This is a genomic window from Caldimonas brevitalea (genome assembly GCF_001017435.1).
Lineage (GTDB): Bacteria > Pseudomonadota > Gammaproteobacteria > Burkholderiales > Burkholderiaceae_C > Caldimonas > Caldimonas brevitalea.
This window is the reverse complement of sequence record NZ_CP011371.1, coordinates 3,052,391-3,067,844: the sequence shown is the minus strand read 5'-3', so window position 1 is coordinate 3,067,844 and position 15,454 is coordinate 3,052,391. Positions and strand designations below refer to the sequence as shown.

Annotated in this window: 13 protein-coding genes; 2 read left to right on the top strand and 11 right to left on the bottom strand. The window is 67.5% G+C overall.

Annotated features, from left to right (window positions below):
- Positions 1-873: 873 nt before the first annotated feature.
- Together AAW51_RS13545 and AAW51_RS13540 are read right to left on the bottom strand one after the other, a co-directional pair.
- Complete coding sequence (locus AAW51_RS13545) at positions 874-1,509, bottom strand: VOC family protein (RefSeq protein ID WP_047195040.1); 636 nt, start codon at positions 1,507-1,509, stop codon at positions 874-876.
- A 38-nt stretch (positions 1,510-1,547) separates the two neighbouring features.
- On the bottom strand, positions 1,548-2,465 hold the full coding sequence (locus tag AAW51_RS13540; RefSeq protein ID WP_047195039.1) for a LysR family transcriptional regulator: 918 nt from the start codon (positions 2,463-2,465) through the stop codon (positions 1,548-1,550).
- 95 nt (positions 2,466-2,560) lie between these two features.
- Here AAW51_RS13540 and AAW51_RS13535 point away from each other — a divergent pair, with 95 nt between their 5' ends.
- The gene (locus AAW51_RS13535; protein WP_047195038.1) at positions 2,561-3,571 is read left to right on the top strand and encodes an NAD-dependent epimerase/dehydratase family protein; all 1,011 of its coding nucleotides are present in this window, start codon (positions 2,561-2,563) and stop codon (positions 3,569-3,571) included.
- A 40-nt stretch (positions 3,572-3,611) separates the two neighbouring features.
- Here the strand turns inward: AAW51_RS13535 and AAW51_RS13530 are convergent, their stop codons facing one another.
- The 9 genes from AAW51_RS13530 to AAW51_RS13490 form a co-directional block, all read right to left on the bottom strand.
- Positions 3,612-5,537, bottom strand: coding sequence for an ABC transporter ATP-binding protein (locus AAW51_RS13530; protein WP_047195037.1), 1,926 nt, complete (start codon positions 5,535-5,537; stop codon positions 3,612-3,614).
- Positions 5,534-6,349 (bottom strand): dienelactone hydrolase family protein, encoded by an 816-nt coding sequence (locus tag AAW51_RS13525; protein ID WP_047195036.1) that lies wholly within the window; start codon positions 6,347-6,349, stop codon positions 5,534-5,536. The genes AAW51_RS13530 and AAW51_RS13525 overlap by 4 nt, the downstream gene beginning before the upstream one ends.
- A 43-nt stretch (positions 6,350-6,392) precedes the next feature.
- A complete protein-coding gene (locus AAW51_RS13520) occupies positions 6,393-7,226 on the bottom strand; it encodes an ABC transporter ATP-binding protein (RefSeq protein WP_047195035.1) in 834 nt (277 codons plus the stop codon).
- Positions 7,227-7,256: 30 nt separating this feature from the next.
- On the bottom strand, positions 7,257-8,087 hold the full coding sequence (locus tag AAW51_RS13515; protein ID WP_157359874.1) for an ABC transporter permease: 831 nt from the start codon (positions 8,085-8,087) through the stop codon (positions 7,257-7,259).
- 13 nt (positions 8,088-8,100) lie between these two features.
- A complete protein-coding gene (locus tag AAW51_RS13510; RefSeq protein ID WP_083438694.1) occupies positions 8,101-9,009 on the bottom strand; it encodes an ABC transporter permease in 909 nt (302 codons plus the stop codon).
- A 74-nt stretch (positions 9,010-9,083) separates the two neighbouring features.
- Positions 9,084-9,878, bottom strand: a complete 795-nt coding sequence (locus tag AAW51_RS13505; protein WP_157359873.1) for an ABC transporter permease — start codon at positions 9,876-9,878, stop codon at positions 9,084-9,086.
- Between the two features lie 14 nt (positions 9,879-9,892).
- Positions 9,893-10,747 carry an ABC transporter permease gene (locus tag AAW51_RS13500; RefSeq protein WP_238947857.1) on the bottom strand — a complete coding sequence of 285 codons (855 nt, stop codon included), beginning with the start codon at positions 10,745-10,747 and terminating at the stop codon, positions 9,893-9,895.
- Positions 10,748-10,769: 22 nt separating this feature from the next.
- Complete coding sequence (locus tag AAW51_RS13495; protein ID WP_053013541.1) at positions 10,770-11,873, bottom strand: ABC transporter substrate-binding protein; 1,104 nt, start codon at positions 11,871-11,873, stop codon at positions 10,770-10,772.
- A 43-nt stretch (positions 11,874-11,916) separates the two neighbouring features.
- A complete protein-coding gene (locus tag AAW51_RS13490; RefSeq protein WP_053013540.1) occupies positions 11,917-13,356 on the bottom strand; it encodes a porin family protein in 1,440 nt (479 codons plus the stop codon).
- A gap of 561 nt (positions 13,357-13,917) precedes the next feature.
- On the opposite strand from AAW51_RS13490, the gene AAW51_RS13485 reads away from it, so the two are divergent.
- Entirely contained in the window at positions 13,918-15,444 is a 1,527-nt protein-coding gene (locus AAW51_RS13485; protein WP_047195032.1) for an amidohydrolase family protein, read from the top strand.
- Positions 15,445-15,454 lie beyond the last annotated feature (10 nt).

The window sequence follows — 15,454 nt, the reverse complement described above, 5'->3', positions numbered from 1 at the left end:
CGTATCGCCGCCGTCGGCCGCGCATGTCGCGACCTTGTTCGCACAGGCGGCTGGCCGGCGAATCTTCGTGTCTGGGTCAATATGAAAGCTTGATGAAAGCCGTGAGCGTTTTGGCTTTCGGGGAAGGCGGCCAAGGGGTCGACTGGCACCACGCCCAAGGCCATGGCCTTGGGCACATCGAGATACACGACCACGGCAAGGCGAGCATTGCCCCACCCATCACCTGGATTTCTTCGCACTGAAGGAGGATCTACTGCCTGATACACGTCGGTTTCCTGCGGAGCCAGTTTTCTACATCCAAGTCAAATCTCTTGCGCCTGCCAATTTTGCGAGGGTCCATATTGATTAACTTGGCGAAATCACTTTACGACCCCGGCACCCGCAGGGACAAGCACGATTTCTCGTAGCGGGTCCGACTTGACGACCGTCACCCACCATCCGAAAGCCCGTAGGGCCGCCACCGCCGGCCGCGCAAACTCGCGGGTTTGCGCAACACACGGCGCTCCGACCCCCTCCGTCGGCTACGGAACTCCGTATACCCCCTGCCGGAATTAACGGGGGTACGCCGAAGGCAACTCGCACCTTCCATACTTATGCTGACATTTCATATTCCGGCCACGGAACTTAATGGACGCCGTGAACTTACGGCGCCCTGACAAAATCTAGGCGCCTTTCAAACTTCTGAATACCTCGACTCAGTCAGGGATTTCATTTTTTTGAAAGGGCCAAAACCCCATTCCGCGGCGGATCGGAAATGGCGCCCCGGTCTTCTTGCCCGCGGCCCTCGCCCACTGCGGCGCGGGCCGTGCAGGCGAAGGGCAGCGCTGCCGCCTCCCTGACCGGACGTCGAGCCGTGAGGCTCGTCGCGCGCCGTCAGTTCAGTGTTCGCAGGCCTACCGGCGTGCGGATGACCGCCTCGCACCCGGCGTTGGGGCTGTCTTTCCAGGTCACCCGCACGTCGAAGAGATGCGGCCGCAGTTCCTCGGCCATCTGCCGGGCGGCGGGATGTGACACGTACAGGTGCTCCAATTCGCAGCCGAGGTCCGACATGCGATGGGCGGGGTGCGGGCCTTGCGCCCACTCGATCAGCGTCGGATAAGCACCCTCGAACGGCATCCGCCCGTCCTCGGGCACCGAGATCCGCCACGACAGGCCGTCGCGGCCCACTTCCACCGCCGGGCCGAGGCTGCCCGGCAGAGATGCCAATGCGGTGTCGATCGAGGCGGTGCGGACCACCCACGTGACCAGGCGCGGCCCGGCAGCCAAGGCACGGCGCATCTCCGGATCGTCGAGACAGAACCAGCGTTTGCGACCGATCGGTGCTGCCCGCGGGTCAGGCGCGATGACCTCCAGGAACAGCGCGGGCCCGAGCCGCAGCAAATGGTTGTGCGTGCCCATCGCTGCATGACGGCCGCCCTTGGGAACCGGCACGCCCAAGCGGGCCTCGACATGGGCCACGCCCTCGGCAAGGTCGAGGGCTGCGACGGTGATGTGATCGAGTTGGAGCATGTGGCCTTTCCTCATCTTCGGCGGTCAAAACCGAAGCCTCACGCGCGCTCGTCGTCAGGCCCCAGCCCTGCGGCCACATGATGCTGCAAGCCCTGCAGCAGCGCAGCGAAGGTGACGCGACAACGCGGGCTGTTGCGCAAGTCCTCATGCATCGTCAGCCAGGTGTCCAGCGACAGGCTCAGCTTGGCGGCCAGCACGCGCACCAGGCCCGGGTCGCGCCGGGCCAACGCCACCTGGCAGGCGCCGATGCCGCCCCCGCTGCGCACCATCGCGAGCTGCGCCAGATCGCTGTCACAGCGCACCGCGAACGCCTCGCGCCGCCAGGCCGGCCATGCCTTGCCCGCCGCACGCAGGAACGGCGTTTCTTCATCGAAGCCGATCAGCCGATGCTGCGTCAACTCGGCCATGCTGCGCGGAGTGCCGTGGCGCTCGAGGTAGCTGCGCTGCGCGTAAAGGCCGAGTTCGACACGGCCGACGCTGCGCGCCACCAGCTGGCCTTGATCGGGCTGCGCCATGCGCACCGCGATGTCGGCCTCACGCCGCAGCAGGTTCTGCACGCGGTTGGTCAGGACAAGTTCGATGCGCAGTTGGGCATGCTGAGCCTGCAACCGTGCCACCAGCGGCGGCAGCACCTCGACGCCGATGACCTCGCTGGCCGTCACGCGCACCGTGCCTTTCACGCCCTCGCCCTGGCTCTCGGCGGTGCGCCGCAGGGCCTGCGCGGTGCTGTACATCGCATCGGCATACGGCTGCAGCGCCAGGGCCGCTTCGGTCGGCGTGAAGCCGGTTTGCGACCGCGTGAACAGCGTCAGCCCGAGCGAGGTCTCGAGCGTGGCAATGTGGCGCCCCACGGTGGGCTGCGCCACTGCAAGTGCCCGCGCGGCGCCCGACAACGAGCCTTCCTTGAGCACGCCCAAAAAAGAGCGATACAGCTCCCAGCTGATCTCTGCATCCATGCATAAATGTATAGCTGCACCGTAGATTTCGACAATTCCATTTGAACCGACCCTTGCCCAGAATCACTTCCATCACGACAGATGGAGGACATCAGATGGCTCACGGCAACACCGTCCTGGTACTCGGCGCCAGCGGCGGCATCGGCGGCGAGGTCGCCCGCCAGCTGCGCGACGAGGGCTGGCAGGTGCATGCGCTGAAGCGCGACGCGGCGCCGGTGCCCGAGGTGCGCCTCGGCATCACCTGGCACCGAGGCGACGCGATGCACGCGGACGACGTGGCCACCGCCGCCAAGGGCTGCTCGGCGATCGTGCACGCCGTCAACCCGCCGGGTTACCGTCGCTGGGGAGAGCTGGTGCTGCCGATGCTCGACCACACGATTGCGGCGGCGGAACGAGAGGGGGCCACCATCGTGCTGCCCGGCACCGTCTACAACTACGGCCCGGATGTGTTTGCGCTGATCTCAGAAGACGCGCCGCAACGGCCACTGACGCGCAAGGGCGCGATCCGTGTCGAGATGGAGCGGCGCCTGCAGGTGGCGAGCGCCGGCCGCTGCCGGGTCATCATCGTGCGGGCCGGCGACTTTTTCGGCCCCCGTTCCGGCAACAGCTGGTTCTCGCAAGCGGTGGTGAAACCAGGCAAGGCCGTGACGGCGGTGCAGCTGCCGGGCGACCCCGGCGTCGGCCACCAGTGGGCCTACCTGCCCGACGTGGCCCGCACCATGGTCGAACTGCTGGCCCTGCGGCACACGCTACCGGCCTTCGCCCGCTTTCACATGGCGGGTCATTGGGACGCCGACGGCATGCGCATGGGCGTATCGATCCAGGACGCGGCGCTGCGCGCCGGCATGCACGCAGCACCGAAGCTGCGGCGCTTTCCCTGGTGGCAAGTGCGCCTGGCGGCCCCCTGGGTGCCCACCTTGCGCGAACTGCTGGAGATGCGCTACCTGTGGCAGCAGGAGGTGCGTCTGGACAACCGCCGGCTGCTCGCGGTGCTGGGGCGCGAGCCGCACACACCGTGGGATCAGGCGGTCCGCGCGACGCTGGCAGGCATGGGCTGCATCGGCCCGCCCGCTCCGCCCGACCGGCAGCACGCCCAGCGAGCGTGAGCAGCGCCCCGTCGGCACCTTTGCGCAGCCTCCGCCGCCCTCACGCCAGCGCGATGTCGGGCGGCACGTGCCGCGGCTCCACTTCGTCGACGCTGTCCTCGCTCGGATCGGCCGCCGCCACCACGTCCGACTCGGTGTCGGCCGGCGGCGCCGCTTCGAGCCGTCCTTCCTGGTCCGGCAGAAAACCGCCGGCCTGCTTGCTCCACAGCCGGAAGTAGGCACCGCGGCGGGCGACCAGCTCGGCATGCGAGCCGTCTTCGACGATCTGCCCGTGGTCGAACACGAGGATGCGGTCCAGGTGCGCGATGGTCGACAGGCGGTGCGCCACCACGATCACGGTCTTGTCGCGCATCACCTGATCCAGCGTGTCCTGGATCGCCTTCTCGGTGATCGAATCGAGGCTGGAAGTGGCCTCGTCGAGGATCAGGATGGGCGCGTCCTTCAGGATCACGCGGGCGATCGCAACACGCTGGCGCTGCCCACCCGACAGCTTGACGCCACGTTCCCCCACCATCGAGTCGTAGCCTTCGGGGATCTGCGCGATGAACTCGTGCGCATGGGCCAGCTTGGCGGCCTCCACCACCTCGGCGTCGGTGGCCTCGGTGCGGCCGTAGCGGATGTTCTCTTTCAGCGAGCGGTGGAACAGCGTCGGGTCTTGCGGGATCAGGCTGAGTTGTGCGTGCAGCGAGGCCTGCGTCATGGTGCGGATATCGCGGCCGTCGATCAGCACCTGCCCGCCCTGCGGGTCGTACAGCCGCAGCACCAGGCTCACGAAGGTCGACTTGCCGGAACCCGACAGCCCCACCAGGCCCACACTCTGGCCGGCCGGAATGCGGACTGACAGCTGCCGGAAGATCGGCCGTTCGGGCGTATAGCCGAAGTCCACGTCGCGCAGCTCCACACTGCCCCGCCGCAACACATGTGCCTCGGCCTGCGGCAGGTCGACCAGCTCGTGCGACTGCACGATGGTGTGCACGCCGTTTGAGACATTGCCCAGGTACTCGAAGAACTCGAGAAAGCGGCGGCTCAGGTTGCGGGCCTCGTTGATGATCAGCAGGCACAGGCTGACCGCCATCACAAAGTCACCCACGCCGATCAACCCCTGGCCCCACAGCCGCAGCGCGAACCACAACACGCCGATCTTGAGCGCGGCGGCGGCCGAGAACTGGAACCACCGCACCCGCTCCGAATAGCCGTTGGAGCGCCGCACCGCCTTCAGCTCGTGGCGCAACACCTCGTCGAGATGCTCGCGCTCGAAGCCGAGGCGCGCGAACAGTTTGGCGCTGGTCAGGTTGGTGACCGAGTCGACCACCGTGCCGGTGGTTTCGCTGCGCGCGGCCGACGCCCGGTGGGCATGCGGCTGGCAACGCCGCGCCAGCAGGTAGGACAGGCCGATGAACCCGACCGCCCAGAGCGCGGCGAAGGCGCCCAGCTGCACATGCGCGCCGAACAGCAGCACCACCGACACGCCGATCACGATCGCGATCGGCCAGAACTCGGTGATCAGCGACCACAGCGTCTGCGTCACGCCCATCGATGTTTCACTGATGCGGTGGGCCAGCGCGCCGGCGAAGTTGTGGCTCAGGTAGCGGTGCGAATGGTGCTGCAGGTAGTGGTAGAGCTGGCGCGTGACGTTCTGGCGCTGGCGCGGGCCGAGGCGGATCTGGATCGCGCCACCCGCGCGGCCGAACACCAGCTCGCCGAGGCTGAAGGCGACGAACAGCATCAGCGGCAGCTGCAGCAGATCCACCCGCGTCATCGAGGCTTCCGGCGCCGCCGTGACACCCTTGATGATGCGGTTGACGGCATAGGGGATCAGGATGCCGCAGGTGGCGTTGGCGGTCTCGAGCAACAGCATCGCGAGATACCACCAGCGGTAGCGCGCGACGAAATGCAGGATGAAGCGCAGCGGTGTGGCCGGCAATGCAGGCGTGCCGGGCGCCCGCTGAGGCGCCGCCGCACTCATCGCGGCCCCACGCCGTGCCCTGCCAGCCAGCGCTGCAACCGCTGCCAGCCGTCTGCGGCGGCCTCCGCCCGATAGCTCGGGCGGTAGTCGGCAAAGAAGGCGTGTGGCGCGTCGGGATAGACATGGATCTTCGAGGGGCTGCCCGCCTGCGCCAGCGCGGCCTGCAGCTGTTCGACATGCGCCAGCGGGATGCCGGTGTCCTGCCCGCCGTACAGCCCCAGCACCGGCGCCTTCAGCGTCGCCGCGACATCGAGCGGATGCCGCGGTGCCAGCTCGCTGGTCGGCCCGGTCAGGCGGCCGTACCAGGCCACCCCCGTCTTCACCGCCGGCTGGTGGGCGGCATACAGCCAGGTGATGCGCCCGCCCCAGCAAAAGCCGGTCACGGCCACCCGGTCGGCATCTCCACCCTGCGCGGTGGCCCAGGCCAGCGTCGCGTCGAGGTCGGCCAGCACTTGTACGTCCGGCACCTTGGCGACGATGTCCTCGCGCAAACGTTCGATGCTGGGCGCGCGGGCGGCATCGCCCTGGCGGAAGTACAGCTCGGGCGCGACCGCGAGGTAGCCGAGGTGTGCGAGCCGCCTCGCCACGTCGCGGATGTGTTCGTGCACGCCGAAGATCTCTTGGATCACCAGCACCACCGGGTGCGGGCCGGGACGGTCGGGCGCCGCCCGATAGGCGGGCAGATCGCCGGTTGGCGTGGCGATCTGGACGAGGCCCGCCACGAGGCCATCAGCGGGGGTCAGGATGACGGTGTCGGCCGCCACCGGTTGCACGGCGGTGGCGAAAGCGGAGGTGTCGCGAGCGAGGGTCATGTCAACAGTTCAGTTCAGAGATGAGAGGTCTGGATGCAGCGTATCACCACGCGAAGTTCCACTGCCGCAACGGCGGCGTCGGGATCTCCACCGGACGCACCAGGCCTTCGCGCCGCGGCTCCTGCGCGAACTCGCTCAGCACGTCTTCCTTAATGGCGGCGAACGCATAGCCACCGCGGTCGCGCGGGCGCGGCAGCGACGACACGTCGACGATACGCTTGATGCGCCCCGGCCGCGGCTGCATCACCACCACCCGGTCGCCGAGGTAGACCGCCTCCTCGACGTCGTGCGTCACCAGAATCATCGTGATGCCCTCTTGCTCCCAGATGCGCTGCAGCTCCTGCTGCAGATAGGTGCGGGTGAGCGCGTCGAGCGCGCCGAACGGCTCGTCGAGCAGCAGCACCTCGGGCCGGTTGACCAGCGCACGGGCGATCGCGACACGCTGCGACATGCCGCCCGACAGCTGGTACGGGTAGGCTTTCTCGAAGCCCTTCAAGCCGACCAGTTCGATATGCTCCTGCACCGTGCGGCGTTTGCTGGTGTCGTTGCCGTCGGCATTGAGCAGCCCCAGCCCGACGTTCTGCTCCACCGTGAGCCACGGAAACAGCCGGTGCTCCTGGAACACGATGCCGCGGTCCAGGCTGGTGCCCACCACCCGCTTGCCGTCGAGCAGGATCTCCCCGTGGTAGTCGTCCTCGAGCCCGATCACGAGCCGCAACAAGGTCGACTTGCCGCAGCCGCTCGAGCCGACGATCGAGACGAACTCGCCGGCCTTGATCGACAGCGAGATGTCTTCCAGCACCGTGAGCGGCTGGCCCTTCACTTCATATTGCTTCTGGAGGTCGCGGATCTCCAGGGTGCCTGCAGCAGCTGCCATCGTTGTATGTCCTTTCGAAAGAGTCATCGTTCAGCGCCGCGCGCCGCGCCCGCGCACCAGGCGCGCTTCGACGGCGGCAGCGCCGAGGTTCAGCAAGAAGCCGACGGCGCCGACCACGGCGACGCACAGCAGCACTTGATCCATCCAGAAATGCTCACGGCCGTCGACCAGCAGGTTGCCGATGCCCTTGCCCGACGTGAGCAGGTATTCCGCGCCGAGCGTCGCGAGCCACGAATACAGCAGCGCGAGGTAGACCCCGGTGAAGATCGACGGCAAGGCCGACGGCAGCACGACACGCCGGATCAGCTGCCAGCGCGTGAAGGCGAACACCCGGGCCACCTCGGTCAGCTCGCGCGGCACGCTGCGGATGCCTTCGAAGGTGTTGAGCACCACCGGGAAGAAAGCGGCCAGCGACAGAAACGCCACCTTGGCCGGGTCGCCCAGGCCGAACCAGACCGAGATCAGCGGGATCCACGCCAGCAGCGACACCTGCTTGAACGCATGAAAGCTCGGGCCGACGAACTGATCGAACCAGCGCGACAGCCCGAGCACGGTGCCGAACACCAGCCCCGCCAGAGAGCCGATCGCAAAGCCGAGCGACTGGCGCTGCAGGCTCGCGCCCAGCGACACCCACAGCTCGCCATTGGCCGACAGCCGCTGGGCTGTGTCCCAGACCTGACCAATCGGCACCAGCAGCTTGGAGTCGGTCCACTGAAAACGGTAGGCGGCCCACCAGACCAGCAAGACCAGCGTGGGCAACGCGAGTCCGCGCAGCGTTGCACGGGCGCGGCGCTGCCACAGCGCGACCGCCGGGCTGACTGGCACACGCAGCAGCTTCGATGAAGAGGCAAGAGAACTCATCACCATCCCTTCCTCAGAAACTCTCGGGGCGCCAGCGCAGCAGCCGCTGCTCGACCAGCGCCAGCAGCTTGTCGAGCACGAAGCCGACACTGCCCACCACCACCACCGCCGCCAGCACGACGTCGAGCTGGTAGAGCTGGCGGCCGTAGACGATCAGATAGCCCAGGCCTTCGGACGACGCGAGCAACTCCACCCCGACCAGCGCCAGCCAGGCATGGGTCAGCCCATACCGCACGCCGTTCCAGATCGGCGGAAAGGCCGCCGGCAGCAGCACCTTGTGCACCAGCTGCGGATGGGTGAAGCGGTACACGCTCGCCACCTCCAGGTACTGCACCGGCACATGGCGGATGCCCTGGTAGGTGTTCATTGCAACCGGCACGAAAGCGGCCTTGCCGATCAGGATGATCTTGAGCGCCTCGTCGATGCCCACCAGCAGCATCAACAGCGGCAACCAGCCGAGCGAGGGCACCTGTGCGAACAGCTTGAAGGTCGGATAGAGGTAGTCCTTCGCCGTGGCGGACAGGCCCATCGCGACGCCCAGCAGCAAGCCCAGCCCGGTGCCGGCGACAAAGCCGTAGACCACCCGCTGCAGGCTGATCAGCAAATGGGTCTGCAGCTCCCCCTGCGCGTAGAGGTCGGCGAAAGTCGCCGCGACGGTCGACGGCGGCGGCAGGATCTGCACCGGGATCAGTTCGTGCGCGGCAGCGAACTGCCACAGCAGCAGCACCGCGACCGGGAACGGCCAGGCGAACACCAGGCGCTGCAGCGGGCCGCGCGCGGTCTGCCACCAGGCGGCGCGCCTGGCGGGCGAGCGCCTGGGGGCAGACGCCGCCGCAGTGTTGAGCGCGGCGCCGATGGAGGGGTGCGGCGTCAGCGCGAGCGCCGTTCGCTCGCGAAAGGCCAGCGTGGAAGTCGGGGGCATCGGAGGCTCCGTGTCGAACAACATCAAAGAGGACGCGGCTGCCGGGGCCGCGGGCCGTTGGAAAGCAGTGGTGCTCATCGTGCCGGGCCCTGCCAGCGCAGCACGCGGGATTCGAGCAGTCCCGCCAGCCGGTTCATCAGCGCGCCGAGGGTGCCGATCACCAGCATGCCGAAGATCACCAGCGGCACATCGAAGGCAGCACGCCCGCGGATCACCGTATCGCCCAGCCCCACGCCCTGCTTGGCCAGCAGAAATTCGGCGCCGATGGTGGCGAGCCAGGCCGACACCAAGCCCAGCTGAACGCCGGTGGCGATCTGCGGTGCCGCGGCCGGCAGCACCAACAGCGTGAGCCGCTGGCGGCGCGAGAAACCGTGTACGCGGGCGACCTCGAATTGGGCCGGGCTGATCTGGCGCACTCCCTCGAAGCTGCACAGCGCGACGGGGTAGAACGCGGACAACGCGATGAACAGCATCTTGGCCGGGTCGCCCGAGCCAAGCCAGGTGGCCAGCAGCGGCAACCACGCGAACAGCGAGATCTGCTTGAGCGTGTGGAAGGTCGGGCCGACCAGGCGCTCGGTCCAGCGCGACAACCCCATCAGCAGCCCGAGTGCTGCGCCCGCCAGCGCCCCGAGCACGAAGCCGGCCACGTGGCGCCACAGGCTGGCCAGCACGCCCAACCCGAACTGCGGCTCGGCCACGCTGCGCCAGGCACGCCGCGCCACCTCTGCCGGCGACGGCACCAGGCGCGGGTCGACCCATTGCCAGGCCACCGCCGCCCACCACAGCACCACGAACGCGGCGGGCAGCGCGAGGCCGCGCCAGTCTCGGGAGCGGGCCTTGGAAGCGGTCACTGCTTGCAGTCGAGACATGTTGCTCCCCTCCTTCAGCGCCCGGCCGGCCGCCAACGCTGCACCCATCGTTCGCCCCAGCGCAGCACGCTGTCGAGCAACACGCCGACGACGCCGATCGCCAGCACGCCCACCAGGACCAGGTCCAGTTGCAGCAGCTGGCGCCCCCACACCATCAGAAAGCCGATGCCCTCGCTCGACGCCAGCAGTTCGACGAACACCAGCGACAGCCAGGCCTGCATCACCCCTAGTCGCAGGCCGTTGAACAGACTGGGCGCGGCCGCCGGCAGCACCACCCGCGCCAGCACCTGGCCCAGCCCCAGCCGGTACACCCTGGCGACCTCGAGCAACGGCCGCGGCACCTGGGCAATGCCTTTGTAGGCATTCACCGTCACCGGCACCACCACGGCAATCGAAATCGCCGACACCTTCAGCGCCTCGTCGATGCCGACGAAGATGATCAGCAAGGGCACCCAGCCCACCACCGGGAACTGCGACACGACCTGGAAGCTCGGCAGCAGATAGGCGCGCGCACGGGCCGACAGCCCCATCAACATGCCCAGTGGCAGGCCCACGGCCGTGCCCAGCGCCACGCTCCAGGCGACACGGCGCAGGCTGATCAGCAGATGGTCCTGCAGCTCACCGCTGGCCCACAGCTCTTGCAGCGATTGCCACACCAGCGAAGGCGGCGGCAGGATCTGTGGCGCCAGCCAGCCCCGCTGCACCGCCAGCGACCAGAGCCCGAACAGCCCCAGCGGCAGCAGCGCGCCGGACAGCACGATGGCCAGGCGACGCAGCCACGGGTCCAGGCGCAGTCCTGCAGCAGCCGGTGCGCCGGCGCGCGACAGCGCAAACGGAACGGCGCGTCCCGGGGTCGGCACGGCACTCACGGTCGCAACTCCTGCCCTGCCCTCACGGTGCCGCTACTTTGGCGACGTCGCGCTGCTTGGGATTGCCGTCGACATCGAACTCCGGCCAGTGGCCTTCGAGCTTCAGGTCCTTGAGCGCCTGGTTCACATATTTGGGTTCGATCCAGCCCGCCAGTGGCACGTCGCGGCGGATCAACCGGAAGCGCTTGGCTTCGTCGATCGCTTTCTGGATCGACGCCAGGTAGTACTCGTCCAGCAGCGGCGAATTGCGATCGCGCAGTGTGTAGCCCTCCCAGGTCTTCACATAGTCGCCGTAGGGCGTCGAGCCGGCCTGCCCCCACAGCTTGAACTGCGGGTCGCGGTTCTGCTCGTCCGAGGACCACACCGCCGTTTTCACCAAGGCGTTGACCACCCGCTGCACGATCTGCGGGTACTTCTTTTCAAACTCTTCGGTGACCCAGAAGCTCGTCACGCTGGTGACCTTGGGGTCGCGCTTGATTTCGAACAGGGGCCGGGCGATGCCGCGTGCCTGCAGGTCGAACGGCGTGGTGATGTAGCCGTCGATGTCGCGGGTGGCGAGCGAGGCCTTGGCGGTTTCGGCGTCCATGCTGATGACGCGGAAGTCTTTTTCGGTGAAACCGTGCCGCTCCAGCACGCGCGCCAGCGTCAGCTGACCCGCCGTGCCCTTGTTCACGGCGATGCGCTTGCCCTTCAGGTCAGCCAGCGTCTTGGCCTGCGAGTCGGACGGCACCACGAAATAGGTGTTGCCGAAGCGGCCGAGCGCGAGGATGACCTTGCGCGGCAGCCCGGTGGACTTGCCGACGATCAACGGCAGGTCGCCATGGTGCGCGAAGTCGACCAGGCCGTTGGCGGCCGCCTCGTTGGTGGCCGGCCCCGCCCCGGGAAAGAAGTTCCACTGGATGCGGATGCCGTCGGCGCGAAATTCTTCTTCCAGCGTGCCGCGTTGGTGTGCGGTGGCGAGGATGTTGCCGCCTGCCAGGGGCCGGCCGCCGGTGCCGGCGCCCGAATAGGCGATGCGGATCACCGTGGGCTTGTCCTGCGCCTGCGCCAGCGTCGGCAGCAGCGGCAAGGCGGTCAATGCAATGGCGGCCTGCAGCAGCCGGGTGAGGAAGGGGCGTCGTGTCATGGGTCGAGTCTCGAAAGGCGGAAAACGTCGGGAAGCGCGGCGGTCAGAAGCCGTACTGGAACTGCACCAGCAACGCGTCGCTGTCGTCGACCGCGGCGTCCTGGTAGTCGGTGCGGGCCAGGTTGACCTGGAACTTGGTGGTTTCGGCGAAGAACACGTTCAGGCCCAGCGTGCTGACGCGTATCGAATCGCGCTGGGTGTCGCGGTTGGGGTCCCACACGTCGTAGCGGGCGAAGGCCTGGTAGGACTTGGGCCACCAGTCGTCGTACTTGGCCTGGGCGCGGTAGGCGCGCACCCATTGTTCGCCCCAGGTGTAGAACAGGGTCAGGTATTGGCCGCGGCTCTTGACGGTCTGGGTGGTGGCGCCGGTGCCGCCGGCCAGGGCCTCGTCGCGCCCCTCTGCGTATTCGTAGGTCACGCCGAACGGGGCGTGGTTGTAATAGATGTCGAAGCCGGTGCGGGTGCTGCGGCCTGCCGTGACGAAGGTCTGGGCGCCGGCGACGCTGCGGGTCAGGTTCTTCTTGCCACGGTAATGGGAGGCCCCGACTTTCAGCTCGCGCAGCAGGCTGTAGTAGTCGACCGGCAGCGTCAAGGCGACACGGCCGAGGTAGTCCTTGTGGCCGTTGTCGTCCGACTTGTTGGGGCCGCTGCCGTTGACGATGCCCACCGCGTACTCCAGCAGCGGCGCGCGGTAGTTGAAGCCGTAGTCGACATACGGATCGACGTCGCCTCTGACGATGAGGCCGATCTGGCGTGTGCCCACGCCCAGCGTCGACAGGAACTGCGCCGACTGGATGACCGGCCGCAATTCCTCGCCGACCTGCGCTTCCAGCCCGAACGGAATCTGCTGCTGCCCGAAGCGCAGGGTCAGCTGCGGATCGTCGAGGCCACCCTTGGTGGGCACCGGGCTGTACTGCAGGTAGGCGTCGGTGAGGTTGAACTGGCTGTTGTGGTTGGCCGGGCTGTTGGTGGCGTAGGCGAAGGCCACCCGGTAGTCCAGGTCGCGGCCCTCGGCGTAGTCGCGGAACAGGCTGCCGGCCAGGTTGAGCGTGGCTTGCGAGATGTCGAAGCTGCTGTGGCGTTCGGTCGCGGTGGCGGTCGAGCCGCTCGACGTGCCGGGGCTTTGATGCGTGAAGCGGGCCTGCACCGAGCCACCCAGCTTGGTGCCCCGGGTGGTGAGCGCGGTCTTGGTGTCACGCTGGCGCTGGTTCTCGTACTTGTAGTTCTCGAGGTCGGCACGCACACCTTCGACATCGGCCTTGGTCGCCGTCTGGGTGGCCTCGTTCGCCTGCCCCGGCACCGCGGCCTCGGGCTGGGGTGCTGCGGTGCCGGCCGCCGCGGTGACCTTGCCCGCGACCAAGGCCTTCAGCGCCTGCAACTCAGCCTTCAGTGCCTCGATCTCTTGCTTGAGCTGTTCGTTCGACGGCTCGGCCGCGTGGGCCGGCGCTGCCAGTGCCATCACCAGCAAGCTCGCAGCGCCCACCCTCCCCGCGCCGTGTGCTTTTGTTCGTGTCTTCAATGTCGGTCCTGTCTGTCTCTGATGTTCGTGGTGTTAGGGGTGGCCGCCACCCGTGCTGAACGGCGGCCACCGGTCCTCCCTGTCGTGCTGTCGTTGCGCCGTGGTTGCGACGCTCGCGGCCTTCTCTACGCACGAGGCATGCCAGCCCATGTGAAGCCTGACAGGAGGACCGTTGCTGGTTTTGTGCATGCCGGCTTGCTGTCATCGCAGCAGATGCGCCCCGGGTCATGCTGGGCATGCAGCAGACGTCGCGACAGAGACTCGCCTGCTGCCCCCTTCACGCTGGCACAAAGACTGCACACCAGTCCAGTGAATCACTGAAATCGGATCGGTGCCGTCTGCCCGAGACGGGCCCGCTGCGGCGTTGCAAATGCTCGCGATGCCAGCGGGCATCGCTGTGCTTTGCGCCTTGCATCGCATCCCGTCTCGGACATCCCTCACCGTCCATTTCAATGATTCACTGAACAGCTTCGGCGACCCGCGTCGCCCTCCACCCTCACACGACAGAAGAAGGACCTTTCATTCATGAACGACCGTCTCAGCCGTCTGCGCGCTTCGCCCTCCGTCGCCGTCAAACAGAACCTCGACTACCCGGTGATCGACACCGATGTCCATACCAACGACTACACGCCCGCGCTGGAGGAGTACGTGGCGCAGTACGGCGGCGCCGCACTGGTCGACGAACTGCGCAAGGCCACTGCCTCGCGCCGCCGCAATGCGGAGAACAGCAGCGGCAAGGACTGGTATGCGCAGACGCCCGAGGAGCGCCAGTACTACCGCACCATCCGCTCGCCCTGGTGGGCGCGCGTGACGCGCAACACCCTCGACGTCGCCACCTACCACCTGCCCGAGCTGCTGTACGAGCGCCAGGAGGAACAAGGCTCCGATTACTCGGTGCTGTTTCCCAACAACGTGCTCGCGCCGCTCGCCGCCAAGGACCCGGATGTGCGGCGCCCGCTGCACCGCGCGGTCAACCACTACCACGCCGACCTCTACCGCCACTACAGCGACCGGCTGACGCCGGTGGCCGGCATTCCGCTCTACACGCCTGAAGAAGGCATCGAAGAGCTGGAGTTCGCGGTGAAGACGCTGGGGCTGAAGGTCATCAACATCGGCGGCGGCGTGAAGCGCCCGATCCGTGCCATCGCCGACAAATACCCGCCGAAACACCACCCGGAGTTGGCCAAGTACGCCTCGTACATCGACTTCTACGGCCTCGACAGCGAGTACGACTACGACCCCTTCTGGGCCAAGGTGGTAGAGCTGGGCGTACCGGTCACGACACACTACGGCAGCCAGGGCTGGACCGGGCGTTCGTCGATCAGCAACTACATGAACAACCACATCGGCCACTTCGCCGATGGCTCCGAAGCGTTCGCCAAAGCGCTGTTCTTCGGCGGGGTCACCCGGCGCTTCCCGCAGCTGCGCGTGGCGATGCTCGAGGGTGGCGCGGCCTGGGGTGCCAACGTCTACATCCACCTGATCGACCGCTTTGAAAAGCGCAGCCTGGCCGGCCTCAAGAACTACGACCCGGCCGAACTCGACCGCGAGCTGCTGGTTGAGCTGTTCCGCCGACATGGCGCGTCGCTGACGAAACAACGTGAACTCGACCCCGAGCAGCTGGTACGCGACACGCTGGGCGCCGCCTATGCCAGCGATGCGCGCCAGCCGCAGGGCCTGGAACTCGAAGACTTCGCGGCGGCCGGCATCGAAAAGCCCGAAGACATCCGCGAACGCTGGGTCGACAGCTTCTTCTTCGGCTCCGAGTCGGACGACCGCACCATCGCGGCCGCCTTCAACGACAAGGCCAACCCGCTGGGCGCGAAGATCAACGCCATCTATTCGTCCGACGTCGGCCATTGGGACGTGCCCGACCTGACCGACGCGCTGGCCGAGAGCTGGCGCCTGGTGGAAGACGGCGTGATCTCGGCGGCCGACTTCAAGGCCTACGTCTACAGCAACCCCTACAAGTTCTACACGCAGGCCAACCCGGCCTTCTTCAAGGGCACCGTCATCGAGCAGAAGGTGCAGCGCACCGGGCAACCGGGGTGAGCCGCGGCCG